22 protein-coding genes are annotated in these 26,662 nt (G+C 76.6%); 13 read left to right on the top strand and 9 right to left on the bottom strand.

From position 1 onward, the window contains the following. Positions 1-4: 4 nt before the first annotated feature. On the bottom strand, positions 5-1,300 hold the full coding sequence (locus BLQ97_RS21495) for a serine/threonine-protein kinase (protein WP_091368844.1): 1,296 nt from the start codon (positions 1,298-1,300) through the stop codon (positions 5-7). A 264-nt stretch (positions 1,301-1,564) separates the two neighbouring features. Here BLQ97_RS21495 and BLQ97_RS21500 point away from each other — a divergent pair, with 264 nt between their 5' ends. Then, positions 1,565-2,605 (top strand): FHA domain-containing protein, encoded by a 1,041-nt coding sequence (locus BLQ97_RS21500; protein ID WP_091368847.1) that lies wholly within the window; start codon positions 1,565-1,567, stop codon positions 2,603-2,605. A gap of 6 nt (positions 2,606-2,611) precedes the next feature. Here BLQ97_RS21500 and BLQ97_RS21505 read toward each other — a convergent pair whose 3' ends face one another. The 3 genes from BLQ97_RS21505 to BLQ97_RS21515 form a co-directional block, all read right to left on the bottom strand. Then, a complete protein-coding gene (locus tag BLQ97_RS21505) occupies positions 2,612-5,722 on the bottom strand; it encodes an FAD-dependent oxidoreductase (RefSeq protein WP_091368848.1) in 3,111 nt (1,036 codons plus the stop codon). An 84-nt stretch (positions 5,723-5,806) separates the two neighbouring features. Further along, complete coding sequence (locus BLQ97_RS21510) at positions 5,807-6,430, bottom strand: DUF6529 family protein (protein ID WP_217637312.1); 624 nt, start codon at positions 6,428-6,430, stop codon at positions 5,807-5,809. Positions 6,431-6,498: 68 nt separating this feature from the next. Next, on the bottom strand, positions 6,499-7,194 hold the full coding sequence (locus tag BLQ97_RS21515) for a hypothetical protein (protein WP_091368851.1): 696 nt from the start codon (positions 7,192-7,194) through the stop codon (positions 6,499-6,501). A gap of 227 nt (positions 7,195-7,421) precedes the next feature. Between BLQ97_RS21515 and BLQ97_RS21520 the strand changes: the two genes are divergently transcribed. The 3 genes from BLQ97_RS21520 (at position 7,422) to BLQ97_RS21530 (ending at position 10,227) form a co-directional block, all read left to right on the top strand. Continuing rightward, positions 7,422-7,877, top strand: coding sequence for a hypothetical protein (locus BLQ97_RS21520; protein ID WP_091368852.1), 456 nt, complete (start codon positions 7,422-7,424; stop codon positions 7,875-7,877). A gap of 186 nt (positions 7,878-8,063) precedes the next feature. Beyond that, complete coding sequence (locus BLQ97_RS21525; protein ID WP_425402623.1) at positions 8,064-8,447, top strand: WhiB family transcriptional regulator; 384 nt, start codon at positions 8,064-8,066, stop codon at positions 8,445-8,447. 103 nt (positions 8,448-8,550) lie between these two features. Beyond that, entirely contained in the window at positions 8,551-10,227 is a 1,677-nt protein-coding gene (locus BLQ97_RS21530; protein WP_245692602.1) for an AMP-binding protein, read from the top strand. Between the two features lie 78 nt (positions 10,228-10,305). On the opposite strand, the gene BLQ97_RS21535 is transcribed toward BLQ97_RS21530, so the two are convergent. After that, entirely contained in the window at positions 10,306-10,911 is a 606-nt protein-coding gene (locus BLQ97_RS21535; protein ID WP_091368856.1) for an SACE_7040 family transcriptional regulator, read from the bottom strand. Between the two features lie 48 nt (positions 10,912-10,959). Here BLQ97_RS21535 and BLQ97_RS21540 point away from each other — a divergent pair, with 48 nt between their 5' ends. From BLQ97_RS21540 to BLQ97_RS21560, 5 genes are read left to right on the top strand one after another with little or no spacing between them, the layout of a single operon-like run. After that, positions 10,960-12,591, top strand: coding sequence for a carboxyl transferase domain-containing protein (locus tag BLQ97_RS21540; RefSeq protein ID WP_139173782.1), 1,632 nt, complete (start codon positions 10,960-10,962; stop codon positions 12,589-12,591). Between the two features lie 5 nt (positions 12,592-12,596). After that, a complete protein-coding gene (locus BLQ97_RS21545) occupies positions 12,597-14,570 on the top strand; it encodes an acetyl-CoA carboxylase biotin carboxylase subunit (protein ID WP_175471868.1) in 1,974 nt (657 codons plus the stop codon). Then, positions 14,567-15,511, top strand: coding sequence for a hydroxymethylglutaryl-CoA lyase (locus BLQ97_RS21550; protein ID WP_091368862.1), 945 nt, complete (start codon positions 14,567-14,569; stop codon positions 15,509-15,511). Before BLQ97_RS21545 ends, BLQ97_RS21550 begins: the two co-directional genes overlap by 4 nt. Before the next feature lies 1 nt (position 15,512). Continuing rightward, entirely contained in the window at positions 15,513-16,664 is a 1,152-nt protein-coding gene (locus BLQ97_RS21555; RefSeq protein WP_091368868.1) for an acyl-CoA dehydrogenase family protein, read from the top strand. An 11-nt stretch (positions 16,665-16,675) separates the two neighbouring features. Beyond that, the gene (locus BLQ97_RS21560; RefSeq protein WP_091368871.1) at positions 16,676-17,188 is read left to right on the top strand and encodes a class I SAM-dependent methyltransferase; all 513 of its coding nucleotides are present in this window, start codon (positions 16,676-16,678) and stop codon (positions 17,186-17,188) included. 147 nt (positions 17,189-17,335) lie between these two features. On the opposite strand, the gene BLQ97_RS21565 is transcribed toward BLQ97_RS21560, so the two are convergent. After that, positions 17,336-18,205 (bottom strand): DUF6807 domain-containing protein, encoded by an 870-nt coding sequence (locus tag BLQ97_RS21565; protein WP_091368873.1) that lies wholly within the window; start codon positions 18,203-18,205, stop codon positions 17,336-17,338. Beyond that, a complete protein-coding gene (locus tag BLQ97_RS21570; protein WP_091368875.1) occupies positions 18,198-19,379 on the bottom strand; it encodes a Gfo/Idh/MocA family protein in 1,182 nt (393 codons plus the stop codon). The genes BLQ97_RS21565 and BLQ97_RS21570 overlap by 8 nt, the downstream gene beginning before the upstream one ends. A gap of 321 nt (positions 19,380-19,700) precedes the next feature. Between BLQ97_RS21570 and BLQ97_RS21575 the strand changes: the two genes are divergently transcribed. After that, positions 19,701-21,092 (top strand): MFS transporter, encoded by a 1,392-nt coding sequence (locus tag BLQ97_RS21575; protein ID WP_091368877.1) that lies wholly within the window; start codon positions 19,701-19,703, stop codon positions 21,090-21,092. Positions 21,093-21,145: 53 nt separating this feature from the next. Here BLQ97_RS21575 and BLQ97_RS21580 read toward each other — a convergent pair whose 3' ends face one another. Further along, positions 21,146-22,210: a LacI family DNA-binding transcriptional regulator gene (locus BLQ97_RS21580; RefSeq protein ID WP_091368879.1), complete on the bottom strand. Its 1,065-nt coding sequence runs from the start codon at positions 22,208-22,210 to the stop codon at positions 21,146-21,148. 169 nt (positions 22,211-22,379) lie between these two features. On the opposite strand from BLQ97_RS21580, the gene BLQ97_RS21585 reads away from it, so the two are divergent. From BLQ97_RS21585 to BLQ97_RS21595, 3 genes are read left to right on the top strand one after another with little or no spacing between them, the layout of a single operon-like run. Next, a complete protein-coding gene (locus BLQ97_RS21585; protein ID WP_091368882.1) occupies positions 22,380-23,537 on the top strand; it encodes a Gfo/Idh/MocA family protein in 1,158 nt (385 codons plus the stop codon). Next, complete coding sequence (locus BLQ97_RS21590) at positions 23,534-24,715, top strand: dihydrodipicolinate synthase family protein (protein ID WP_091368885.1); 1,182 nt, start codon at positions 23,534-23,536, stop codon at positions 24,713-24,715. Before BLQ97_RS21585 ends, BLQ97_RS21590 begins: the two co-directional genes overlap by 4 nt. Then, positions 24,712-25,578, top strand: coding sequence for a sugar phosphate isomerase/epimerase family protein (locus tag BLQ97_RS21595; RefSeq protein ID WP_091368888.1), 867 nt, complete (start codon positions 24,712-24,714; stop codon positions 25,576-25,578). Before BLQ97_RS21590 ends, BLQ97_RS21595 begins: the two co-directional genes overlap by 4 nt. Here the strand turns inward: BLQ97_RS21595 and BLQ97_RS21600 are convergent. Continuing rightward, positions 25,562-26,503, bottom strand: coding sequence for a VldE C-terminal domain-containing protein (locus BLQ97_RS21600; RefSeq protein WP_091368890.1), 942 nt, complete (start codon positions 26,501-26,503; stop codon positions 25,562-25,564). The two genes, BLQ97_RS21595 and BLQ97_RS21600, sit on opposite strands and share 17 nt — an antisense overlap. Positions 26,504-26,662 lie beyond the last annotated feature (159 nt).

A 26,662-nucleotide genomic window follows, 5' to 3' on the forward strand; every position in this document is an offset into this window, starting at 1 on the left:
CCGCTCAGGTCGCCGTCACCGCCGGCGGGTCGCCGCCCGGTCCGCCGGCCGGGGCGCCGTACACGGTGAGCACCCGCGGCAGCAGCCACACGGCCAGCACCGCCAGCAGCAGGACGAGCACCACGACGACGGCCACCACGGCGGGGCGGCGGCGCGGGGGCTCCTCCTCCTCGGCGGGCTCCTCCCCCGCCGGCCGCGCGGGGTCCCGCTCCGGGGCGGGGACGGCGGCCGGTGTCTGCTCGCGCACCGGGGCCGGCCCGGCGGTGACCGCGGGGCGGGCCGCGGTCCCCGTGGCCGGAGGCGGGGCGGTGGCCGGAGGCGGGGCGGTGGCCGGGGGCGGGGACGCGGCCGGGCCGGCGGGCGCGGGAGCAGGCGGCGTCGCGCCGCGGGTCGGGGCGACGATGCGCTCGGCGCCGAGCACCACCGGCATGCCGTCCGCCGACAGCCAGTGGGCCCCCCAGGCCCGCGTGCCGGCCTCGGCCAGCGCCACGCCGAAGGCCTCCGCCGTGGGGTACCGCTCGGCGGGGTCGGTGGCCAGGCCGCGCATGACGACGGCGGCCACCTCGGCGGGGACGTCCGGCGCCACGTCGCGCAGCGGGACCGGCGCCTCGTAGGCGTGCTTGAACAGCAGGGACATCACGTCGCCGTCGGCGGTGAACGGCAGCACGCCCGACAGCAGCTCGTAGAGCATCGTCGCCAGCGCGTACACGTCGGTGGCCGGGGACAGCTCCCCGCCGCGCACCTGCTCGGGCGCGACGTAGGACGGCGTGCCGACGACGTCACCGGCCCGGGTGAGCATCGTGTCGGCGCCGCCGAGCACCTTGGCGATGCCGAAGTCGGTGACCTTCACCGTCCCGCTGGCGCCGAAGAGCATGTTCTCCGGCTTGACGTCGCGGTGCAGCACGCCGCGCACGTGGGCGGCGTTGAGCCCCGCCGCGCAGGCCAGGCACACCGCCACCGCGTCGGTCGCCGCGAAGCCGGTGGTGGTGGCCCGCTCGCGCAGCGTCCCGCCGGGCAGCAGCTCCATCACCAGCAGGCAGAGGTCCTCCCGCTCGACGAAGTCGTAGACGGGGACGACGTGCGGGTGGTCGAGCGAGGCGAGCACCCGCGCCTCCGCGGTGAACCGCCGCCGGACGGCGACGTCGGCCGCGGCCGCGGTGGGCAGCTGCTTGATGGCGACGCTGCGGTCGAGCTGGCGGTGGTGACCGGCGAACACCACGCCCCAGCCGCCCCGGCCGAGGACCTCACCGATGTCGTACGCGGGGAGCGCGTCGGCGATCCGCTGCCGTTCGGCCTGCATCGTCAGGACTCCTCGGACCACCCGGCCGACGCCCGTTGCCGGGGGGCCGGGCCGGTCATGGCTCCGGCGTCGGTGGCGCGGGGAGTCTACCGGCCGCCGGGCGGGGTCCGGGGGGTCGCGCGCCTCCCCGAGGGCGGGGCCGGTGTCCTGTTCCGGGTCGCCGTCCGGCCCTAGCCTGGGCCCGCCGGCCACGGGGGCGCAGGAGCGCGGCACGTCGTCAGCCGGTCGGGAGGGACCGTCATGCCACGGACGAGGACGGCACGGGTGGGCCTGACCCCCGGGGACGACCTGGTCGCCCGCTTCGGCGACGTCGTGCTCCTGGTCCCGGGGGACGGCGCGGACGACGGGGTGGCCGAGCTGCTCGGCCTCGTGGAGGCGGCCGCGGCCGAGGACGACCCGGGCAGTGCCCTGGCCACCCGCCTGCTGGGCTGGGCCGGCGGGCGGCGGCCGGGTGAGGGCACCCCCTTCGGCGTGGTGGCCCCGGTCGCCGACGGGGTCGTCGTGCTGCTGCGCGGCGCGGTGTCGGCGGAGGTGGCCGGCCCCGGGGGCACCCGTCAGCTGTCCGGCCGGCAGGCGCTGACCTGGGTCGACCACGTCGTCGCGCTGCCCTTCGACCGGGTCGCGGTCGGGGCCGGGGACGCACCGGCGCCCCCGCACCCCCGCTCGGCGCTGCGCGAGGGCGTGGTGCCCGCGGGGGGCTTCGTGCTCAGTCCCACCGACGGGGACGACGCCCACCCCGCCGCCGGGACCCCGGCCGCCGAGACCCCGCCCACCGAGACCCCGCCCGCCGAGCCGGAGGAGACGCTCATCGCCGCCGGAGGGGTCCCGCCGGCCGCCGAGCCGGAGGAGACGCTCGTCACCCGCGCCGAGGACCTGACCACCCAGGACCGCGCGGAGCCGGAGCACGCGCGGACGGTGAACGTGCAGGAGACGGCGATGGCGCCGGCGCCGGTGGGGGCGCTGGTGTGCGACGGCGGCCCGACCGTCCTGCTCGACCGGCCCTACGTCCTCGGCCGGGAGCCGCACAACGACCCCGACGTGCAGCGTGCGCTCGCCTCCCCCGTGGTGATCCACGACCCGGGCAACCTCGTCTCCCGGGTGCACGCCCGGGTGGAGGTCGACGACGGCCGGGTCTGGGTGCGCGACGCGCCGTCGGTCAGCGGCACCTACGTCGCCGGCCCCGGGGCGAGCGAGTGGACCCGGATCGGCACCGGGCCCACCCTGCTGCCGCCCGACTGGAGCCTGCGCATCGGCACGCAGGTGTTCACCTTCCGTCCCGCGCGGGCCGCCGCCGACGTCCGCTGACCGGCCTCAGGCCGGCGCCGGCTGCGAGGTCGGCCGGCGCCGGCCGACGTCGCGCAGCACCGCCCAGTCGCCGGCGCGCAGCCCGGCGAGGACGGCGTCGTCGAGCTCGAGGCCCCGCTTGACCGCCGCGGTCACCGCGGTCACGTCCTCGGGGTGGTGGCCGAGCACGACGCCGCCGACGACGGTGCGCCCCGCGACCACCAGCCGCCGGTAGGACGGCAGCGACTCGTCCTCGTCGACCAGCACCTCCTCCCCCGCCTCGGGCTCCACCCGGCCGACGGCGAACAGGTCCAGCCCCACGCCCTTGAGCAGGGTGGCCGGGACCTCGGACACCAGCCGCTCGTCGCCGCCGAGCGCGTTGACCGCCGCCACCTCGCCCTGCTTGGCCGCGACCGGCCACAGGCCCCAGACCCGCCCGCCGTGCTCGGCGACGTCGCCGGCGGCGAAGACGCCGCGCACCGCGGTCTCCATCCGGTCGTCGACGAGCACGCCCTTCCCGACCGGGATGCCGGCCTCGCGGGCCAGGTCGACGTCCGGGCGGATGCCGACCGCGGCCAGGAAGACGTCGCAGCGCAGCGCCCGGCGGTCGGTGAGCCGCACCCCGGTGACCGTGGACTCGCCGGTGAGCGCCTGCGCCTCGGCCCGGTAGAGCACCTGCAGGCCGATGCGGCGGAACCACCCGTCCACCAGCTCGCTGCAGCGCGGGTCGATCTGCCGGGACAGCAGCCGCGCCCCGCGCTCGAGCACGGTGACCCGCAGCCCGAGCTCCTGCAGCGCGTGCGCGGCCTCCAGGCCCAGCAGCCCGCCGCCGGCGACGACGGCGTCGCGGCAGCCGTGCCGCTGCACGTGGGCCCGCAGCGCCCCCGCGTCGGCCGCCGAGCGGAGGACGAAGCTGCCCGGGCGGCCGAAGCCCTCGACCGGCGGCTCGACGGCCCGGCTGCCCGTGGCGAGCACCAGCCGGTCGTAGGGCAGCACCTCGCCGGTGCCGAGGAACACCCGCCGCGACTCCAGGTCGATCCGGGTGGCCACGGTGTTCAGCCAGGCGGTGACCTGGTGGTCGTCGTACCAGGTCTCGGGCAGCAGCGAGAGGCCCTGCATGGCCGAGCGGCCGTAGACGACCCGCGAGATGCCCATCCGGTTGTAGAGGACGTGCGGTTCCTGGCCGACGACGTGGATCTCGCACTCGGGGTGCCCGCGCCGCACGAAGTCGGCGGCGGTGACCCCGGCGATGCCGTTGCCGAGGACCACGACGCTGACGATCGACCGGTCGAACTCCCGCGGCGCCTCCCCGTCGTCCGGGCCGCCGGGCTCGGGGGTGAGCGAGACGGTCACCGCCCCGGGTTGCAGCCGCGCCGAGCAGGCCATGCGGGTGTTCCGGGCCAGCCCGAGGCGGCGCAGCGTGGACAGCTCCTCCTCCTCGGGCTCGGACAGGCAGGACGCGCCCTCGAGGACGGCGACCGGGTCGGCGCCGCAGACGCCCATCCGGCAGCCGGCCTCGATCGGCTGGCCGGCCCGCTCGACGGTCTCCAGCAGGCTGGTGCCGACCTCGCCCTCGACGGGGGCGTCGGTGCCGGCGATGCGCACCTCGACGGTCCCCCCCGCCTCGGGCGCGGCCTCGGTGGCCGGTGCCGGGCGGCTGACCGGCACCACCGGCAGCAGCTCGGGGTGGAACTGCTCGGTGTACTGGCGCTCCTTGACCGCGGTGCGGGCGATCCACAGCAGCGACAGGACCAGGACCAGCCCCGAGACCGGCCACCGCAGCCACGGCACGGACACGCCGGTGACGGTGGCGAAGGAGGAGGCCAGCACCGGCGCGGCGAACCAGTAGAAGAGGTTCAGCGCCGCCGCGCCCCACAGCGCCACGGCCACCGACGGGCTCAGCGGCAGCAGCGCGCTGACGGCGTAGAACAGCCCGACGCTGCCGAGGAAGAACAGCGCCAGCTCGCCGTAGGTCGTCGTCAGCGGCTGGTCGCCGGCGCCGGCGAGCACGAAGAAGCCCAGCACGAAGCCCGGCAGCGCGGCGACGAACAGCCGGCGCGGCGCGGTCCACACCGGGTCGTCCTCGTGCAGGTCGGCCTGGTAGGCGCCGATCGGCGCGAAGTCGTAGCAGTTGGCGGTGCAGGCGACGCAGGGCCGGCAGTGGGCGTTGGGCACCCGCACGAACGGCGTCTGCCCGTAGACGCGCTGCAGCGGCAGCAGCGGGCAGATCTGGCTGCACCAGCCGCTCTTGCCCTTGAACAGCAGCCCGCCGAGGAAGGCCGCGGCGATGATCACGGCCAGCAGGACGCCGGTCGCCGTCCCGCTGCCGTTGAACACCGCCAGCCGGGCGCCGGCGATGCCGAAGAACAGCACCATCGCGACGACGAACGCGCGGCGGCGGAACCACTCGGGCAGGGTGCGGCCCAGGGTGAACCCGAGGACCCGCGGCGTCTGGTTGGCCGCCGCCAGCGGGCAGATGTTGCGCCACAGCCCGGGCGCGACGAAGAACAGCGCCGGCAGCAGCGGTACGACGATCCCGAAGAACACGAACAGCCCGCCGGCCGGCCGGACGAACAGCGCCACGACCAGCGCCAGGTAGGCCAGCAGGCTGACCACCCGGACGGCGCGCCACGCGCCCGGCGGCACGTGCGCGCGCATCTCGGTGTAGACGGGGAAGAGCTCCTCGCCCGGGCGCGCGGTGCGGCCCAGCGCCCGGTCCCACAGCGCGGCGGTCCGCGACGGCGCGGCCGGGACCGCCGGTGGCGGGGGCGGCGGGGGCAGGGCGACCGCGGCGCCGCCGGCGAGCACCGTGGCCCGCGCCGCCGCGGGCACCGGGATCCGCTCCGGCCGGCCGACGACGAGGATCTCGGTGGTGCCGAGGCGGACGACGTCGCCCGCCTCGAGGGTCACCCGGCCGGTGACCGGCCGGCCGTTGACCAGGGTGCCGTTGCGGCTGCCCAGGTCGACCAGCGACAGGGCGACCGGGCTGGGCACCAGCCGCAGGTGCCGGCGGGACACGAGCCCGTCGGCGAGCGCGAGCCCGTCGGCGTCGCGGCCGACCTCCAGCGCGCGGGTGAGCGCGACCCGCCGCGGCTCGCGTCCGGGCTCCCGGACCTCGATGACCGGTGGGCTGCTCACCGCGGTGCCCGCGCGGTCGGGGTGGTGGTGGACGCCGGCATGGCCTGTCCCTCCGGGGGTGTGCGCGCGCCGCCGGACGGCGCCTCAGAGGCGGAAGCCGCTGGAGGTGAACACCCACAGCGACGAGCTGAACCAGAGCCCGAGCAGGGTGGTGAACAGGACACCGCCGAGCACGGGGACGACCCACCGCGGCAGGCCGGGGCGGGTGAGGGCGAGCATCTTGGTGACGAAGACCCCGTAGAAGAAGCAGCCCAGCGCCGAGTGCACCAGGGCCCGGGTCGAGTCGGTGTGGAAGCCCAGCGCGTACACGCAGTGCACGACGACCGGGACGGTCAGCAGCACCGACACCCGCCCCGACCAGCGGTGCAGGGTGCGCGTCCAGGGCCGCGCGCCGGCGTCGTGCATCCGGCCGGCGGACAGCAGCTGGACGACGCCGAGCACGGCGGCCACGGTGGTCAGCCAGGTCTTGACGTACAGCGGCGAGGAGAAGCCCGGGACGTCGAGGGAGTAGCCGGCGGGCTCGTGCTCGGCCGCGTACACCCCGAGCACCACCGCGACCGCGCAGCCGGTGAGCAGGAAGGCCAGCAGGGGCAGCCGGAAGGCGTCCCGCGGCTCCGGGCGCGGTGCGCGCCGCGGGGTGGGGACCGGCACGGCGGCCGCCTCGGCGGGGCGCACCGGGGCGTCGGGCGTCGGGCGGGTCTCGGTCATGGCGCGGGTCTCCTCGCGGGCGGGAGGGCGGTGGGGCGCCGGAGCGGGTCGGGGACGGGGGCGCGGGCTCAGCCCCCGACGACGGTGTCGGACCCGGCCACCGGGTCGGCGATGCCGGTGGTCCCGTCGAGCTCGAAGCCGCCGGAACCGAGGTCGAGCGGCGGCGCCGGCTGCTTGTCGTCGCCGACGGTGGCGACGCCGACCTGCGTGCCGTCGGGCAGCACGGCCCAGCCGATGCGGGTGGCCAGGCCGTCGAGCGTCAGGCGGGCCTCGTAGACCCCGGCGGGCGGCGCGGACAGCGTCGCGGAGAACGGCAGCGCCAGCCCGGTGCTGGTGGTCACCGTGCCGAACACCGCGGAGTCGGTGACCGTCCCGGACAGCCCGGCGCCGTTGCGGCCGGCCAGGCTGATCGCCCCGCCGTCGACGGTTCCCTGCAGCCAGGCCTCGATCGCGTCGCCGTCGCACAGGTAGGCGGCCGCCGCGCCGCCGTCGACGGCGAGGGCGAGGGTGGCCTCCCCGCCGCTGGTCACGCCGGCGAAGACGGCCTGCTGCGCGGGCGGCGGAGGCGCCTCGGTGGTGGGCGCGGCGGAGGGGGTCGCCGTGGCCGTGGCCGTCGCGCTCCCTGACGAGCCGGACGGGTAGGTCGACGCGGCACCGGCCGGCCGGTCCACCCGGCTGTTCGCGGCCAGCAGCACCACGGTCAGCAGGACGACGGCGGCCAGGGTCGCCAGCGGGCCCGTTCCTCGCCTGCGTCGCGCGCTCATGCGTCACCGTCCGGTCCACGTCGCCGCCGTGCGTGTCCCCCGCGGCCCCGGCACGGTCTCGCCGGGGTGGAATCCGGCGCCCACCGTGCCACGGACGCCGGGACGGCGGAACCGGTTACGGCGCCGCGCGAACCCGCCCGGCGTGGCGCGCACGGGACCCTGGTCGGGCGACGCGCGGCGGCGGACCCTCGCAGACGGCCCGCGTCCCCGCACCCCGGGAGGTCCCCGTGTCCCGTCGCCTGCACCTGACCCTCGGCGGGGTCGCCGTCGTCCTGCTGTCCGCGTGCGGCGGCGACGGCGGGGAGCCCGCCGGAGAGCCGGCCGCCTCCCAGGGTGCGGCGGCCGCCGGCACCACGACGTCCGGCGGGTCGGACTTCTGCGCGCAGGCGGCGGGGATCGACGAGCGGGTCGAGGCCGCGCTGACCGACCTCGGCGACGACGCCTCGCTGTCGGACACGATGCGCGAGCTCGGGACCGACCTCCGCTCGGTCGAGGCGCCCGCCCCGATCGCCGGTGACTGGACCGCGCTCGCCGACGGGCTGGACCAGCTGGCCGGCGCCCTGGCCGAGGTCGACCTCACCGACCCCGGCTCGCTGGCCGCGCTCGACCAGCTCGAGGGCGACCTGGACACCGCGAGCGCCAACGTCGACACCTACCTGCGCGAGGAGTGCGGGATCGGCTGACGCGCCCGCCGCGGACCGCGCGGAGGCGGCCCGGTGTGTCGGTCACGATCCGACAACCGGACGGCGACGTTTCGGCGACTTCCGGCAGTGCGCTGCGGGAGGCGTTCTCCGTAATGTCACTGACAGCAGCCAGGTCGTACCGGTCCGTCACTGCCGGTGCGCACACCCCGCCCCAGAGGAGCCCCCGTGTCCCCGTCGCGCCACCACCTCAGCCTGCTTCCCGACACCGCCTACGCCGCGCAGCCGGCCTACGAGCCCGCCCCGGTCTCCTGGGACGGCGACGGCTGGAACGCCACCTCCTGGTCGCAGATCGCCCTCGGCGAGGCCCCCGGCGGCGAGGAGTCGTGGCGGCTGGACGCGCTGTGCGCGGAGACCGACCCCGAGGCCTTCTTCCCGGAGAAGGGCGGCTCGACCCGCGAGGCCAAGCGCGTCTGCTCGGGCTGCTCGGTGCGCGCCGAGTGCCTGGAGTTCGCGCTGGCCAACGACGAGCGCTTCGGCATCTGGGGCGGCCTGTCCGAGCGCGAGCGCCGCCGCGTCCGCCTGCAGCGCCGCACCTCGCTCTCCGCCTGACCCCCGCTCCCGACACCACCGCCGTCCGGGGGTGGCGCGGCGGGCTCCCCGGGTCCATCGTCGTCGGGTCCCACCCGACGCCGCGACGGACGAGGAGCCCGACGTGACCGAGACCCTGCCCGGGGCGGGCGCCCCGGCACTGCCGTCCTACGCCAGCGGGACCAGCACCGTGCCGCTGCTCGGCGACACCATCGGCGCCGACCTCGACCGGACGGCGGCCCGCGTCGGCGACCACGAGGCGCTCGTGGAGTGCGCCACCGGGCGCCGCTGGACCTACCCGCAGCTCGTCGCCGAGGTCGACGCCTGCGCGCTCGGCCTCGACGCCCTCGGCGTGGCCAAGGGCGACCGGGTCGGCATCTGGTCGCCCAACTGCGCCGAGTGGGTGTTCGTCCAGTACGGGACGGCGAAGCTCGGCGCCGTCCTGGTGAACATCAACCCCGCCTACCGCACCCACGAGCTCGCCTACGTGCTGCGCCAGGCCGGCATCTCGGTGCTGGTGGCCGCCCCGGAGTTCAAGACCAGCGACTACCGCGCGATGGTCGCCGAGGTCCGCGGCGAGTGCCCGGAGCTGCGCGAGGTCGTCTTCCTCGGCGACCCGGGGTGGGAGCAGCTGATGGCCACCGGCCGCGCCGCCGACCGCGGCCTGCTCGCCGCGCGCGCCGCCGAGCTCTCCCCCGACGACCCGATCAACATCCAGTACACCTCGGGCACGACCGGCTTCCCCAAGGGCGCCACGCTCTCGCACCACAACCTGCTCAACAACGGGTTCTTCGTGGGCGAGGGCTGCGGCTACACCGAGGCCGACCGGATCTGCATCCCGGTGCCCTACTACCACTGCTTCGGCATGGGGATGGGCAACCTCGGCGCCACCAGCCACGGGGCGACCATGGTCATCCCCGCGCCGGCGTTCGACCCGGCGGCGACGCTGCGCGCCGTGCAGGACGAGCGGTGCACGTCGCTCTACGGCGTCCCGACGATGTTCATCGCCGAGCTGGCGCTGCCCGACTTCGCCACCTACGACCTCTCGTCGCTGCGGACCGGGATCATGGCCGGCTCGCCGTGCCCGGTGGAGGTGATGAAGCGGGTGGTCGCCGAGATGGGCATGACCGAGGTGACCATCTGCTACGGCATGACCGAGACCTCGCCGGTGTCCACCCAGACCGGCGCCGACGACGACCTCGACCGGCGCACCTCCACGGTCGGCCGGGTGCACCCGCACCTGGAGGTCAAGGTGGTCGACCCGGCCACCGGGATCACCGTGCCGCGCGGCACCCCGGGTGAGTTCTGCACCCGCGGCTACTCGGTGATGCTCGGCTACTGGCAGGAGCCGGAGAAGACCGCCGAGGTCATCGACCGGGCCCGCTGGATGCACACCGGCGACCTCGCCGTCATGGACGACGCCGGCTACCTCAACATCGTCGGCCGGATCAAGGACATGGTGATCCGCGGCGGCGAGAACGTGTACCCCCGCGAGGTGGAGGAGTTCCTCTACACCCACCCCGACGTGGTCGACGCGCAGGTGATCGGCGTCCCCGACGAGCGGTTCGGCGAGGAGCTCATGGCGTGGGTGCGGTTGCGCGAGGGCGCCGAGCCGCTGACGCCCGAGGCGCTGCGGGCCTTCTGCGCGGGCAAGCTGGCGCACTACAAGGTCCCCCGCTACGTCAAGGTCGTCGAGGCGTTCCCGATGACGGTCACCGGCAAGGTGCGCAAGGTGGAGATGCGCGAGGTGTCGGTGCACGAGCTCGGCCTCGAGCAGGCCGCCGCGATCCAGAACGCCTGAGGGAGGACCCCCTGCCCCCGGCCCCCCTGCAGGGGCCCGCCGCGAGCTCGCGAGCGGTGGGGGCAGGGGGGTCCTTCCTCAGGCGGTGGCGGCGGCCTCGGCCATCTCGGCGAGCAGGGCGCCCATCTCGTCCCGGGGCAGCCGCCCGGCGCTGTGCGGCGTGGAGTTGACCAGCCCGAAGACCGCGTGGGCGCGGGCCCGGCAGGCGTCGGCGTCCTCGCCGGGCCGCAGCCGGCGCAGCACGTCGACCCACACCTCGACGTAGCGGCGCTGCAGCCGGCGCACCCGGGCGGCGTCGCCGGGGGCCAGCGAGCCGAGGTCGCGGTCGTGCACGGTGATCAGCGCCGGGTTGTCCAGCGCGAAGTCGACCTGGAAGGCCACCAGCGCCCGCAGCTGCGCGGCGGGGTCGGGTCCGGCGGCCGCCACCCGGGCCCGTCCGCCGGCGAGCAGCCGTTCGCTGATGCCCTGCAGCATCTCGGCGATCATCGCGTCCTTGCTCGCGAAGTGCCGGTAGATGGCCGGGCCGGTCACGCCGATGGCGGCCCCGACGTCGTCCACCCCGACCGACCGCGAGCCGCGCTCGGCGAACAGCCGCGCGGCCGCGCGCAGGATCTGCTCGCGCCGGGACAGCCGGGTGGCGTCGGCGGCCAGCGCCGTGTCGCTGGCGGCCGGCGCATCGGTCATGCCCCGGATGCTAGCCGTGGCGTGTGAACGTGCGTTAACCTCCGGCGCGTGGCGTTAACGACGGTTAACAGCGAGCCGGGAGAGGCCACGACGGTCGCCGGCTCCTCCCCCGGCGGCACGGGCTACGCGGACGCGCACCGCGCCCTCGTCGCCGACCTCCGCGACCAGCTGGCCCGGGTGGCCGAGGGCGGTGGCGCGCGGGCCCGCGAGCGGCACGTGTCCCGGGGCAAGCTGCTGCCCCGCGAGCGGGTCGACGCGCTGCTCGACCCCGGCAGCCCCTTCCTCGAGCTCTCCCCGCTGGCCGCGCACGGCATGTACGGCGGCGACGCCCCCGGCGCCGGGATCGTCACCGGGGTCGGGCGGGTGGCCGGCCGGGAGTGCGTCGTGGTGGCCAACGACGCCACGGTCAAGGGCGGCACCTACTACCCGATGACGGTGAAGAAGCACCTGCGGGCGCAGGAGGTGGCGCTGCACAACCGGCTGCCCTGCGTCTACCTGGTCGACTCCGGCGGCGCCTTCCTGCCGCTGCAGGACGAGGTCTTCCCCGACCGGGAGCACTTCGGCCGGATCTTCTACAACCAGGCCACCATGTCGCGGGCCGGCATCCCGCAGCTGGCCGCCGTCCTCGGCTCGTGCACCGCCGGCGGGGCCTACGTGCCGGCGATGGCCGACGAGGCGGTCATCGTCCGCGACCAGGGCACGATCTTCCTGGGCGGCCCGCCGCTGGTGAAGGCGGCCACCGGCGAGGTCGTCAGCGCCGAGGACCTCGGCGGCGGGCTGCTGCACAGCCGCACCTCCGGGGTGACCGACCACCTCGCCGACGACGACGCGCACGCGCTGCGGCTGCTGCGCCGGATCGTCGGCACGCTGGGCCCGCGCAGCCCGCGGCCGTGGGACGTGGCCCCCGCCGAGGAGCCGCTGCACCCGGCGGAGTCGCTGTACGACGTGGTGCCCACCGACCCGCGCACGCCCTACGACGTCCGCGAGGTGATCGCCCGGATCGTCGACGCCAGCCGGTTCGGCGAGTTCAAGGAGCTCTACGGCCCGACGCTGGTCACCGGCTTCGCCCGGATCCACGGCCACCCCGTGGGCATCGTGGCCAACAACGGCGTGCTGTTCGCCGAGTCGGCCATGAAGGGCGCGCACTTCATCGAACTGTGCGACCGGCGCTCGATCCCGCTGCTGTTCCTGCAGAACATCACCGGGTTCATGGTCGGCCGCGACTACGAGGCCGGCGGCATCGCCAAGCACGGCGCCAAGATGGTCACCGCCGTCGCCTGCGCCCGGGTGCCCAAGCTGACCGTCGTCATCGGCGGCTCGTTCGGCGCCGGCAACTACTCGATGTGCGGCCGGGCCTACTCACCCCGCTTCCTGTTCACCTGGCCCAACGCCCGCATCTCGGTCATGGGCGGCGAGCAGGCCGCCAGCGTGCTGGCCCAGGTGCGCCGCGACGGCCTGGAGGCCCGCGGCGAGGAGTGGCCGGCCGAGGACGAGGAGGCCTTCAAGGCCCCCATCCGCGACCAGTACGAGCGCCAGGGGCACCCCTACCACGCCACCGCCCGGCTCTGGGACGACGGCGTCATCGACCCGGCCGAGACCCGCACGGTCCTCGGCCTCGCCCTGTCGGCCGCAGCCAACGCGCCGCTCGACGACGTCGGCTACGGCGTCTTCCGGATGTGAGCGCCGTGTTCGACACCGTCCTGGTCGCCAACCGCGGCGAGATCGCCGTCCGCGTGATCCGCACGCTGCGCCGCCTCGGCGTGCGCAGCGTCGCCGTCCACTCCGACGCCGACGCCGACGCCCGCCACGTCCGCGAGGCCGACGTCGCCGTCCGGCTCGGGCCGACGCCGGCCGCGCAGTCCTACCTGTCGATCGAGCGGCTGCTCGACGCCGCCGCCCGCACCGGCGCGCAGGCCGTGCACCCCGGCTACGGGTTCCTGTCGGAGAACACCGCGTTCGCGCAGGCGTGCGCCGACGCCGGGCTGGTCTTCGTCGGCCCGCCGGCCAAGGCCGTCGAGGTGATGGGCGACAAGATCCGCGCCAAGCAGACCGTCAGCGCCGCCGGCGTCCCGGTCGTCCCGGGCCGCGCCGACCTCGGCATGACCGACGAGGACCTGGTGGCCGCGGCCGCGGAGGTCGGCTACCCCGTCCTGGTCAAACCGTCGGCCGGTGGCGGCGGCAAGGGCATGCGGCTGGTGCACCGGCCCGAGGACCTGCCCGCCGCGCTGGTGTCGGCCCGCCGCGAGGCGGCGACCAGCTTCGGCGACGACACGCTGTTCCTCGAGCGGTTCGTGCGCAACCCGCGGCACGTGGAGGTGCAGGTGCTCGCCGACACCCACGGCACCGTGCTGCACCTCGGCGAGCGCGAGTGCAGCCTGCAGCGGCGGCACCAGAAGATCGTCGAGGAGGCGCCCTCGCCGCTGCTCACCCCGGCGCAGCGCGAGCGCTACGGCGCGCTGGCCGTCGACGTCGCCCGCGCCGTCGGCTACACCGGCGCCGGCACCGTGGAGTTCATCGTCGGCGGCGACACCCCCGACGAGCCGTTCTTCATGGAGATGAACACCCGGCTGCAGGTCGAGCACCCGGTCACCGAGCTGGTCACCGGCATCGACCTGGTCGAGCAGCAGCTGCGGGTGGCCGCCGGCGAGCCACTGCCGTTCGGCCAGGCCGACGTCGTGCTCACCGGCTCCGCCGTCGAGGCCCGGCTCTACGCCGAGGACCCCGCCCGCGGCTTCCTGCCCACCGGCGGCACGGTGCGCGCGCTCGCCGAGCCCGCCGGCGAGGGGGTGCGGGTCGACAGCGGCCTGCTCGCGGGCCTGGAGGTGGGCAGCGCCTACGACCCGATGCTGGCCAAGGTCGTCGCCTGGGGCCCCGACCGCGACACCGCGCTCACCCGGCTCGACCGTGCGCTGGCCGGCACCGTCGTCCTCGGCGTCGGCACCAACACCGGTTTCCTGCGCGCGCTGCTCGCCGACGGCGACGTGCGCGCCGGGCGGCTGGACACCGGCCTGGTCGAGCGCGAGCTCGACCGGCTGACCGGCGCCCCCGTGCCGGTGGCGGCGCACGCCGCGTTCGCGCTGTCCCGGCTGGCGGCGCTGCGGCCGGCCGGCCCGGTCGTCGACCCCTGGGACGTCCCCAGCGGCTGGCGCCCCGGCGGCCGGCGCGCGCCGCTGCGCTGGGACCTCGCCGGCCCCGACGGCGAGCGGCTGACCGTCACGCTCACCGGCGGCGACCGGCTGCGGGTCGGCGACGGGGACGAGCACGTGGTCGCCGGCACCCCGGTCGACGGCGGCCTGCTGGTCACCGTCGACGGCCGCACCGCGCACGCCCGGACGGCGGTCGACGGCGCGGTCACCTGGGTGCACGTGGACGGCGTCACCGCGGCGCTGGCCGAGCTGCCGCCCGCGCGGCTGCACGCCGACGCCGCCTCGGCCGACCGCACCGTGCGCAGCCCGATGCCCGGCACCGTCGTCGCGGTGCCGGTGACCCCCGGCGCCGTGGTCCGCGCCGGGGAGCCCCTCGTGGTGGTGGAGGCGATGAAGATGGAGCACACGCTGACCGCGCCAGCCGACGGCACGGTGGACGTCCCGGTGCGGGTGGGCGACCGGGTCGCCGTCGACCAGGAGCTCGCCGTCGTGCACCCGGGCGAGGCGTCGTGAGCACCCCGCTGGCCGGCCTGCCGCCGCGGGTCGAGGTCTACGAGGTCGGCCCCCGCGACGGCCTGCAGAACGAGGCCGCCGCGCTGCCGGTGGAGGTCAAGGCCGAGTTCGTCCGCCGGCTGGTCGCCGCCGGGCTGCGCACGGTGGAGCTGACCAGCTTCGTGCCGAAGCGGTGGATCCCCCAGCTCGGCGACGCCGAGGAGCTGCTCGCGCTGCTCGGCGACGACCAGCCGTCCCGGGCGCCGGTCCTGGTGCCCAACGAGAAGGGGCTGGCCCGCGCGGTGGCGGCCGGCGCCCGCGAGGTCGCGGTGTTCGCCTCCGCGACGGAGTCCTTCGCCCGCCGCAACCTCAACCGCAGCGTCGCCGAGTCGCTGGCCGCGTTCGCCCCCGTCGTCGAGCAGGCCCGCGCGGCCGGGCTGCCGGTGCGCGGCTACGTGTCCATGTGCTTCGGCGACCCCTGGGAGGGCGCGGTGCCCCTGGACCAGGTGGCCGCCGTCGCACTGCGGCTGGTCGAGTTCGGCTGCGCCGAGATCAGCCTCGGCGACACCATCGGCGTGGGCACCCCCGGGCAGGTGGCCGCGCTGCTGGCGCTGCTCGACCGAGAGGGGCTGGGCGCCGACCGGATCGCCGTCCACTTCCACGACACCTACGGGCAGGCGCTGGCCAACACGCTGCTCGCCCTGCAGCACGGCGTGACCACGGTGGACGCGTCGGCCGGCGGCCTCGGCGGCTGCCCCTACGCCGGCAGCGCCACCGGCAACCTCGCCACCGAGGACCTCGTCTGGCAGCTCGACGGGCTCGGCGTCGACACCGGCGTGGACCTGCCGGCCCTGGCCCGCACCAGCCTCTGGATGGCCGGGCAGCTCGGCCGCCCCAGCCCCTCCCGCGCCCTCGCGGCGCTCGCCCCCACCCTCACCGCCCCCACGGACCAGGAGTCCTGACGTGCTCGACACCCGCCTGACCGACGAGCAGCTGCAGCTGAAGAAGACCGTCGAGGAGTTCGCCCGCGAGGTCGTCGCGCCGGTCTCCTACCAGCACGACCGCGACGAGACCTTCCCGTACGAGGTCGTGCGGGGGATGGCCGAGATGGGCCTGTTCGGCCTGCCCTTCCCCGAGGAGTACGGCGGCATGGGCGGGGACTACTTCGCCCTCTGCCTGGCCATCGAGGAGCTCGCCCGCGTCGACCAGAGCGTGGCGATCACGCTCGAGGCCGGGTGCTCGCTGGGCGCCATGCCGGTGTACCGGTTCGGCTCCGAGGCCCAGAAGCAGGAGTGGCTGCCGCTGCTGACCAGCGGGCAGGCGCTGGGCGCGTTCGGGCTCACCGAGGCCGGCGCCGGCAGCGACGCCGGCGGTACCCGGACGACGGCGGTGCTCGCCGACGGGCAGTGGACGATCAACGGCAGCAAGGCGTTCATCACCAACTCCGGCACCGACATCACCCGGCTGGTGACCGTCACCGCCGTCACCGGGCAGCTCGCCGACGGCCGCAAGGAGATCAGCTCGATCCTGGTGCCGGTGCCCACGCCCGGGTTCACCGCCGAGCCCGCCTACGACAAGGTCGGCTGGCACGCCAGCGACACCCACCCGCTGTCCTTCGACGACGTCCGGGTGCCCGAGGAGAACCTCCTCGGCGAGCGCGGCCGCGGCTACGCGAACTTCCTGCGCATCCTCGACGAGGGCCGCATCGCCATCGCCGCGCTGTCGGTGGGCGCCGCGCAGGGCTGCGTGGACGAGAGCGTGCGGTACGCGCGGGAGCGCTCGGCGTTCGGCCGGCCGATCGTGCAGAACCAGGCCATCGCCTTCAAGATCGCCCGCATGGAGGCCCGGGTCCTGGCCGCCCGCGCCGCCTACTACGACGCCGCGGCCAGGATGCTCGCCGGGCTGCCGTTCAAGAAGGAGGCCGCGGTGGCCAAGCTGGTCGCCGGCGAGGCCGCCATGGACAACGCCCGCGACGCCACCCAGGTGCACGGCGGCTACGGGTTCATGAACGAGTACCCGGTGGCCCGGCACTACCGCGACTCGAAGATCCTCGAGGTCGGCGAGGGCACCACCGAGGTGCAGCTCATGCTCATCGCGCGCGAGCTCGGCCTCTGACCGGCCGGCCGGTGGTCGGTGACCGGCCGGCCGGCGGGACCGACCTCCCGGCGCGCACCCGCGCCGCCTACGACGCGGTGGCGCACGACTACGCCGACCTGCCGCGCGACGAGCTGGCCGGCAAGCCGCTGGACCGGGCGCTGCTCGCCGTCCTCGCCGAGCAGGTGCAGCGGCGCGGCGGCGGGCCGGTCGGCGACCTCGGCTGCGGGACGGGGCGGGTGGCCGCGCACCTGGCCGGGCTCGGGCTCGACGTCGTCGGCGTCGACCTCTCGCCGGCCATGCTGCGGGTCGCCCGCCGGGACTCCCCCGGGCTCCCGCTGGCCGTCGGCACGCTGGCCGCGCTGCCGCTGGCCGACGGGGTGCTCGCCGGCGCGCTCGCCTGGTACTCGGTCATCCACACCCCGCCCGCGTTGCTGTCCGGCGTGTGCGCCGAGCTGCGCCGGGTGCTCGCCGGCGGCGCCCCGGAGCCGCCCGAGCGCACCCGTCAGGTCTACGTCAGCGCCGTCCGGGAGGAGCACCGCTGACGGCCGAGGTCGTGCTGTTCCACCACGCCCAGGGGCGCACGTCCGGTTCCCCGGGGCCTGCCTGCCGGCCGCGGAGTCCGGCGGGTGATCGGCACCTGTCCACCGATCGCTCGCTGCCCTCCTCCGACGCCGCGGCCACCGCGCCGCTCACCGGACGGGTGCGGGAGCTGCTCGCGCGCGTGTGACCCCGGCCCACGCGGCGATCGCCTCGTCCCCGGGGTCGCCGTCGGCCACCAGGGCGCGGAACGCCCGCCGCACGGTGCCGCCGGGCGGCAGCCGCAGCGGGTGGCGCGCCGCCAGCGAGGACCCGAGGCCCGGGTAGTCGGCGACGCGCACGAACCACGGGTCGGCGCGGGTGGCGTCGTCGGCACCGGTCAGGACGACGGTGTACCCGGCCGCCCGGTCGGTGAGGGCCAGCCACGGCGCGGGTGAGCCGTGCACGGCCTCCTCCCCGACCGCCGCCGGCGTGCGCACGTGCGGTCGGGCCACCGGCGGCAGCCGCCAGGAGAACCCGCCGTAGCCGGCGCCCGGGCGGCCGTTCGTGGCCGGGCTGCCCAGCGCCAGCTCGCCGCCGGTGGCGTTGGTGAGCGCGGTGCTGAACCCCAGCTCCCACCCGCCGGCGACCGCGCGCGCCCGCACCCGCCGGTGCTCGCCGAGCAGCAGCCGCCCGTCCGAGCCCAGCCAGTGCAGCGCCTCGTCGAAGCCGCCGTCCGTGTGGGCGGAGAGCCGCGCGGACTCCACCCGGCCGTGGTCCGCGCGCGGGGTGTAGCCGCGGTCGCGCAGGTACGTGGGTCCGCCCCACAGGTTGGCGCCGCCGACGTCGGGGATGCCGACCGACACCCCCAGGTGCCACGGGTGGTCGGCGGGCAGCGCGTCGGTCACCGGCAGCCCGCCCAGCGTGCTGACCGGGTGCAGGAAGGGCCGGGGCGCCAGCGACGGGTCCAGGTCGCGGCCGTCGCGGTACCGGGCCACCACCACCCCGCCGACCCGCAGGACGGCGGCCGGGCGGTCAGCCACGGGCGGCGCCCGCCCCGGCCCGCGCCCACGGCAGCCCCAGCTCGGAGAACAGCAGCCGGCCGGCGGCCGCCCGCTCCACGGCGTCGGCCACCCCGGGGACGACGCGCGCGCCCGCCGTCCCGGCGCGACGGTGCGCCGGCGGCACCTCGACCGGCTCGTCGGCGAGGCGGACCGCCTCCACCACCTGCATGAACGCGCGCGTCGCGGCCGGCGGCACGAGCACCGGGCGGCCCGGCTCGAGGACGGCGGCGACGAGGTCCTCCAGCAGGTCGGTGGCGGGGTGTTCCGTCGTCTCCACCTCCCCGTCCCGCTCGAGGCGGACCCGGCCGGGCCGGTAGTGCAGCACGACGCGCCCGCGGGTGCCGTGCACGACGAGGTGGGGCTCGACGTCGCGGTCGGCGCACAGGGTCACGGCCACGGTGACCTCCGTGCCGCGGTCGGTGACCACCCGCAGGCACGAGGTGTCGTCGGCCTCGATCGGGTGGGCGCGGTAGAGCTCCACCTGCGCGTCGGCGACCGCCGCGGCGCCGTCGACCGCCAGGGCGGTGGCGACGGCGTGGGCGAAGGGGTTGGTCAGCGCGCCGTCGACCACCGGGACGCCGTCGAGGCTGCGCCGGCCGGCCCAGGGCGCGCGGGCGTAGTAGGCGGCGTCCCGCTGCCACGCGCCGGCCGCGCCGATGCCCAGCACCTCGCCGATCGCGCCGTCGGCGAGGAGTCGGCGCACGTGGGGCAGGGCCTGCGAGCCCAGGCTCTGGAAACCCACCTGGCAGGGCCGGCCGGTGCCGGCGAGATCGGCGGCGAGCTGCTCGAAGCCGGCCAGCGTGGGCGTGGGCGGCTTCTCCAGCAGCACGGCGGACCCGGCGCGCGCCGCGGTGAGCGCCAGCTCGGCGTGGGTGTGGATCGGCGTGCTGACGATCGCGATGCCGGGGCCGGTGGCCTCGAGCAGGTCGGCCAGCCGGGCACCCACCGGGACGTCGCCGGCCAGGGCGCGCTGCTCGGCGGTCAGCGGGCGGGTGTCGCAGACGCCGGCCAGCCGCACCGGCACCCCGGCGCGGGTGGCGCGGGCGAGGTTGTCCAGGTGCCAGCGGCCGTGGCCGTGCACGCCCACCAGGACGACGGGGACGGGGACGGGGACGGGGACGGGGCGGTCCCGGTCGGGGCTCGGCGCGACCATGCGGCGTCTCCTCGGCTCGGCGGTCGCCCGCCACCGTAGCGTGGCGCGGGCCACCCGGGAAAGCGGTTGCTCACCGTGGCTGCCGCGTTCGCCACGGAGCCGTGCTCCGGGGCCGGCCGTCCGTCCCGCCCGCGCCGGCGCGTCCCGTGCCGTGCGCATTGAGGCGACGGGGCCTCCGTGAGGCGCAGCACACGTCGCACTTGACACGTGCCCTGGGTCACAGCACCCTGTTCCCGGCAAGCGTTTACCGGGACGGCGCGGACACCGCGGGAGCCCGGCCCCAGCACCCGGCGACCCGTCGCCGAGCACCCAGGAGGCGTCATGCACGGAGAGCTGCGCGACCGGTCGGGCCCCCCGGCCCACGACCGCGCCATGTCCCGCAAGGCCGCGATGAGCGGCTGGATCGGCAGCACGCTCGAGTACTACGACTTCGCGATCTACGGGCAGGCCGCGGCGCTGGTCTTCCCCGCCGTCTTCTTCCCCTCCGAGGACCCGACGGTGGCCCTCATCGCCTCCCTGGCCACCTACGCGGTGGGCTACGTCGCCCGGCCGCTGGGCGCGTTCGTCCTCGGGAGCTGGGGCGACCGGCACGGCCGCAAGAACGTCCTCGTGCTCGCGATGATGCTGATGGGCGTCTCCACGCTGGCCGTCGGCCTCCTGCCCACCTACGGCCAGGTCGGCCTGCTGGCACCCGCGCTGCTGGTGCTGCTGCGGCTGGTCCAGGGCTTCGCCGTCGCCGGTGAGCTCGGCGGCGCCAGCGCGATGATCGTCGAGCACGCCCCCGCCGACCGGCGCGGCTTCTACGCCAGCTTCAGCCTGCAGGGCACCCAGGCCGGCTCGATCCTCGCCGCGGCGAGCTTCATCCCGCTGTCCGCGCTGCTGTCGGACCAGGCGTTCCAGACGTGGGGCTGGCGCATCCCGTTCCTGCTGAGCTTCGTCGTCATCGTGGCCGGCTACCTCATCCGCCGCCGGGTCGCCGAGACCCCGGTCTTCCTCGAGGAGGCAGCACGCGACGCCGCGCCGAAGGCCCCCGTGCTCGCCGTCGTCCGCGAGAGCGGCGGCACGATCGTCCGCTGCGTGCTCATGGCCCTGGCCAACGTCGTCGGCACCACCGTCGTCGTCTTCGGCACCGCGTACGCCACCAACGAGGCCTACGGCGTCGGGATGAGCGCGGCCACCTACCTCTGGCTGCCGCTGGCGGCCAACGTCGCGGCCGTCGTGCTCATCCCCTCCTTCGGCAAGCTGTCCGACCGGGTGGGGCGCCGGCCGCTGATGATCGTCGGCCCGCTGAGCGCCGGCGTGCTGTCCTTCGCCTACCTCTACGCCGTCGGGCAGGCCAACGTGGTGTTGACCGTCGTCCTGGCGATCCTCATGTTCGGTGTGCTCTACCAGCTGTGGAACGCCACCTTCGCCAGCTACTTCCAGGAGCTGTTCCCCACCCGCCACCGGGTCACCGGCTTCGCGGTCTCGCAGAACGTCGGCCTGATGCTGGTGGCCTTCCTGCCCTCGGTGTTCGCGTTCATCGCGCCGCCCGGGTCGACGAACGTGCCCCTGGTCATCGGCGGGCTGACCTTCCTCCTGTGCGTCGTCTCGGCGATCGCCGCCTGGTCGGCGCCGGAGACCGCGCGCACCGACCTGCGCGACCTCGACGGGCCGGCCCCGGCGGCGGGCTCCACCGGGACGGCCTCCCGGGTGGAGGTCGGCACCGCCTGACCCGCACTCCCCGGCGGCCGCCGTCCCCACCCGGGGGCGGCGGCCGTCGCCGTCTAGGTGCCCGGCCGGCGGGCGGGGCCGGTGCTGCCCCGCACGAGGAGCTCCGCGGGCACCGGCACCCGGCGCGGGTCGGCCGGCGCCGGGGAGAGGACCAGCTCCATCGCTCGGGCGCCCATCTCCTCCAGCGGCAGCCGCACCGTGGTGAGCGCCGGCTGCAGGTCGCCGGTGAACCACAGGTCGTCGAAGCCGACCACCGAGACGTCGTCGGGCACCCGGCGGCCCAGGTCGGCCTGCAGCGCGCTGAGGGCGCCGACGGCCATGAGGTCGTTGAGCGCGAAGACGGCGGTGACCTGCGGCGCCCGGGCGAGCAGCGACAGCGTCGCGGCGTGGCCGCCGGCCCGGGAGAAGTCGGCCTCGACCACGACCGGCTCCGAGCGGTCGCCGCCGAGCTGTTCCCAGGCGTCGAGGAAGCCCGCGAGCCGGTCGGCCACCGTGCGCAGCTCGCCCGGGCCGGCCAGCACGCCGACCTCGCGGTGGCCGAGGTCGCGCAGCAGCCGCGCCACCGCCGCCGCACCCCGCCGGTTGGCGGGCAGCACCGTGTCGAAGGGCAGGTCGTGCTCGCTGACCAGGGCCACCCGGCCGCCGCCGTCGGCGAAGTCGGCCAGCGCCCGGCCGAGCTCCTCGCCGTCGCCGACCCGCCCGCTGCCGGCGAGCAGCACCGCCCGCACCCGCTGGGCCTGGAAGCGGTGCACGTACTCGACCTCGCGGCCGGCGTCGCGGGAGGTGCTGGCCATCATCGTGAGCAGGCCGTGCTCGGTGGCCACGCGCATCGCACCGGCGGCGATCGAGGCGAAGTAGGGGTCGTCGACCTCGTGGACCACGAGGCCCGCGACGTTGGTGGTGGCGCGGGCCAGGGCCTGCGCCGGGCCGTTCGCGGCGTAGCGCAGCTCGGCGGCCGCGCGGCCCACCCGCGCGGCGAGGTCGGGACCGACCACGCGACTGCTGCCGTTGAGCACGCGGGAAGCGGTTGCCAGGGACACCCCGGCCCGCTCGGCGACGTCGCGCAGGGTGACACCACCCGGCCCCCGCCGGGCCCGCGGGTCGTCACCGGGCTGCACGGGCGCAGTCTAGCGGCGCGCGGGTGGCCCGACCTCCCCCGCGCGGGGGGCGGGACCGGGACGGGTCGACGGTCGCGGGTGGTTGCCTGCGTCACACCCGTCCCCTATGGTGATGGTAAGCGCTTTCCAGCCGCGCGACGGCAGCGCTCCCCCACCGCGAGGAGACACCATGGGCACCGCACCCCTCGGCATCGTGATGAACGGCGTGACCGGCCGGATGGGCTACCGCCAGCACCTGCTGCGCTCGATCCTGGCCATCCGCGAGCAGGGCGGCGTCCTGCTCTCCACCGGCGAGCGGGTGCAGGTCCGGCCGCTGCTCGTGGGCCGCCGCGCCGCCGCGCTGCAGGAGATCGCCGAGCGGCACGACATCGAGGACTGGACCACCGACCTCGACGCCGCGCTCGCCGACGAGCGGTGGCGGGTGTACGCCGACTTCCAGGTCACCTCCGCGCGGGTGGCGGCCATCAAGCGGGCCATCGCCGCGGGCAGGGACGTCTACACCGAGAAGCCCACCGCCGAGACGCACGCCGAGGCCGTCGAGCTCGCCGAGCTGGCCGCGGCGGCGGGCGTGAAGAACGGCGTCGTGCACGACAAGCTGTTCCTGCCCGGGCTGCTCAAGCTCAAGCGGCTGCTCGACTCCGGCTTCTTCGGCCAGGTGCTGTCGGTGCGCGGCGAGTTCGGCTACTGGGTGTTCGAGGGCGGCTGGCAGCCGGCGCAGCGGCCCAGCTGGAACTACCGGGCCGAGGACGGCGGCGGCATCGTCGTCGACATGTTCCCGCACTGGAACTACGTGCTGGAGGACCTCTTCGGCCGGGTGGAGTCGGTGTACGCGAAGGCCACCACGCACATCACCAGCCGGGTCGACGAGCGCGGCGAGCCCTACGCGGCCACCGCCGACGACGCCGCCTACGGCGTCTTCGAGCTCGAGGGCGGCGTGGTCGCGCAGATCAACTCCAGCTGGGCGGTCCGCGTCGACCGCGACGAGCTGGTCGAGTTCCAGGTCGACGGCACCCACGGCTCGGCCGTGGCCGGGCTGTTCGGCTGCCGCATCCAGCCGCGCAACGCCACCCCGAAGCCGGTGTGGAACCCCGACGTCCCCGACGCCCGCGACTACCGGGCCGGCTGGCTGGAGGTCCCCGACAACGACCCCGTCGAGAACGGCTTCAAGGTGCAGTGGGAGCAGTTCGTCCGGCACGTGGTCGAGGACGGCCCGCACCCCTACGACTTCGCCTCCGGCGCCCGCGGCGTGCGGCTGGCCGAGGCCGGCCTGGAGAGCTCGCGCACCGGCCGCCGGGTGAGCATCGAGGCGGGGGTGCCGGCCCGATGAGCACCGCCGTCCTGCTGGGCGCCGACGGGCGCACCCGGCTGCTGCCGCTCGGCGAGCCGGCCGCGGTGCGCCGCCCGACGGCGCCGCTGCGGTCGCGCACCGTCTACGCCGCCGCGCACGTCGTCCCCCGGGTGTCCGGGGAGAACGTCCCCGGCGCGCCGGCCGACGTCGACTGGGACGCCACGCTGGCCTACCGCCACCACCTGTGGTCGTGGGGCCTGGGCGTGGCCGACGCGATGGACACCGCGCAGCGCAACATGGGCCTCGACGCGGCGGCCACCCGCGAGCTGGTGCGGCGCAGCGCGGCCGAGGCCCGGTCGGTGGGCGGCGCGCTGGTGGTCGGGGTGAACACCGACCACCTCCCCGACGACGTCGTCCCGCTGTCCCGGGTGGTCGACGCCTACGTCGAGCAGCTGCACGCCGCCGAGGACCGCGGCGCCGGCGTGGTGCTCATGGCCAGCCGGCACCTGGCGCGGGCAGCGGAGGGGCCGGCCGACTACGAGCGGGTCTACGCCGAGGTGCTGGCCCGCGCCGGCGGCCCGGTGCTGCTGCACTGGCTCGGCGAGGCCTTCGACCCGCAGCTGCGCGGCTACTTCGGCTCGGCCGACACCGCCGCGGCCGCCGACGTCGTCGTCCGCCTCCTCGAGCGGCACGCCGACCGGGTGCGCGGCATCAAGGTGAGCCTGCTCGACGCCGGCGCCGAGGTGGCGCTGCGGCGGCGGCTGCCGGCCGGGGTGGACCTGTTCACCGGCGACGACTTCCACTACGTCGACCTGATCGAGGGCGACGGCGAGCGGTTCTCGCACGCCCTGCTGGGGGCGTTCGCCGCCATCGCGCCGGTGGCGAGTGCCGCCGTCGCCGCCCTCGACGCCGGCGACCCGGCCGGCTACCGGCGGCTGCTGGAGCCCACGGAAGCGCTGTCCCGGCAGGTCTTCGCCGCGCCGACGGCTTTCTACAAGACCGGCATCGCCTTCCTGTCCTGGCTCAACGGCCACCAGCCGGCGTTCGCCATGGTCGGCGGGCTGCACAGCGCCCGGAGCCTGCCGCACCTGTCGGAGGTGGTCCGGCTGGCCGACGCGGCCGGCGTCCTGGAGGACCCGGAGCTGGCGGCCCGCCGCTGGAACGGCCTGCTGGCGCTGGCCGGCGTCGAGGTCCCGGTGCTGGAGCCGGTCGCGTGAGCGCGCACCCGCGGCTGTCGCTGAACCAGGCCACCGTCAAGCACGCGTCCCTGCTCGACGCGCTGGACGCCAGCCGCGCGGCCGGCATCGGCGCGGTCGGGCTGTGGCGCGAGCCGGTCGCCGAGGTGGGTCTGGAGAAGGCCTGCGCGCTGGTGGCCGACTCGGGCCTGCGCGTGTCCAGCCTGTGCCGGGGCGGCTTCGTCACAGCGCCCCCCGGCCAGGCCCGCACCGCGGCGCTGGCGGAGAACCGGCGGGCGATCGAGGAGACCGCCGCGCTGGCCGCGGCCGGGGCGCCCGGCTCGGCGCCGGTCCTCGTGCTCGTCGCCGGGGGCCTGCCCGACGGCGACCGCGACCTCGCCGGTGCCCGGGAGCGGGCCCGCGACGCGATCGGCGACCTGGTCGGCGACGCCCGCGCGGCCGGCGTGGTGCTCGCCGTCGAGCCGATGCACCCGGTGTTCGCCGCCGACCGGGGGGTGGTCTCCACCCTGGCGCAGGCGCTCGACGTCGCCGAGCAGTTCCCGGCCGACGCGGTGGGCGTCGTCGTCGACACCTACCACGTGTGGTGGGACCCCGACCTGCCGGCGCAGGTGGCGCGGGCCGGCCGCGGTGGGCGGATCGCGAGCTACCAGCTGGCCGACTGGGTGACCCCGCTCGGGCCCGACGTGCTGGTCTCCCGCGGCCTGCCGGGCGAGGGCCACGCCGACCTGGCGGGGATCAGCGCCCTGGTCGAGGCGGCCGGCTACCGCGGCGACGTCGAGGTGGAGGTCTTCGCCCACGCGCTGTGGGACGCCGACCCCGCGGTGGTCGCGGTCCGGACGGCGACCGCCTTCGCCCGGGCCTCCGGGGTCAGCCCGCGTAGTTGACGTGCACGTGGTCGAGGTGGTTGGCCGTGGCGCTGCCGCGGTCGGCCATCGCCGACCAGCTGCCGCCGGGCGAGCTCAGCATCTCCTGCTGGTAGATGAGGTAGTCGACGCCGAGCTCGTCCCAGTGCGCGACGTGGTAGGCCACGATCGCGTTCCCGAGCGCGGTGTCGCTCATGACCATGTAGTCCAGGGCCAGGCCGGAGGGGTGCCCGCCCGGGTCGGCGGCGCTGGCCCGGGTGCCGCCGAGGGTGATCGAGCCGGCACCGGCCACGTTGCTGACGACGGCGTTCGCCGCCGCCTGGACGACGGCCGCCACCGGGCCCGCGGTGTTGGTGATGCGCGCGGTGGCCGTGGCCGCCGTCGAGGACCCGGAAACCGACCCGGCAGCCGACCCACCGGCCGACCCACCGGCCGACCCGGACGACGACGCGGCGGGCGCCGCCTCGGACGCGGCGGCCTCGGCGGCTGCGGCCTCCTCCGCTGCCGCGGCGTCGGCGGCGGCCTCGGCGGCGGCCTGGGCGGCCGCGGCCTCCTCGGCGGCGCGCTGGGCCGCGGCGGCGGCCTCGGCCGCGGCGCGCTGCTGGTCGAGCGCGGCCTGGTCGGCGGCGGCCTGCACCTGCTGGGCGGTGACCTCCTCGACCTCCCGGCTGCCGCGGCTGGCGGCCAGGTCCTCCAGCGGCTGCAGGTCGGCCGGGGCGTCCAGCGCGCCCGACTGCGCGGTCAGGCCCAGCTCCGCGGCGACGCCGACCGAGCGCGGGGTGTCGGCGCCGGCCCGCGCCGCCGGGTCGGCGCCGACGACGACGTTCACCAGGAGGGCGCCGGCCGCGGCGGCACCGAGCAGGAGGCCGGGCCGGCGGGTGGCGCGGAGGCGGGCGGCCCGCCGCGATCGGGTGGCGCGGCCGGACGAGGTCGTGCGGGGGTCCATGGTGGGGTGCTCCGGGGGGTGCGGGCGCGGCAGCGCAGGGGCTGCCGCAGGAGGCGGTCGGCGGGGCCGGGCGGCCGCGGCCGCGGAGGGCGGCCGCGGGCGGTCAGCAGCGCGGGCGCGCCGGCGTCGAGGAGGGCCGGGGAGGCGGGGGTGCGGCAG

This window comes from Geodermatophilus telluris (genome assembly GCF_900102745.1).
GTDB classification, from domain to species: domain Bacteria; phylum Actinomycetota; class Actinomycetes; order Mycobacteriales; family Geodermatophilaceae; genus Geodermatophilus; species Geodermatophilus telluris.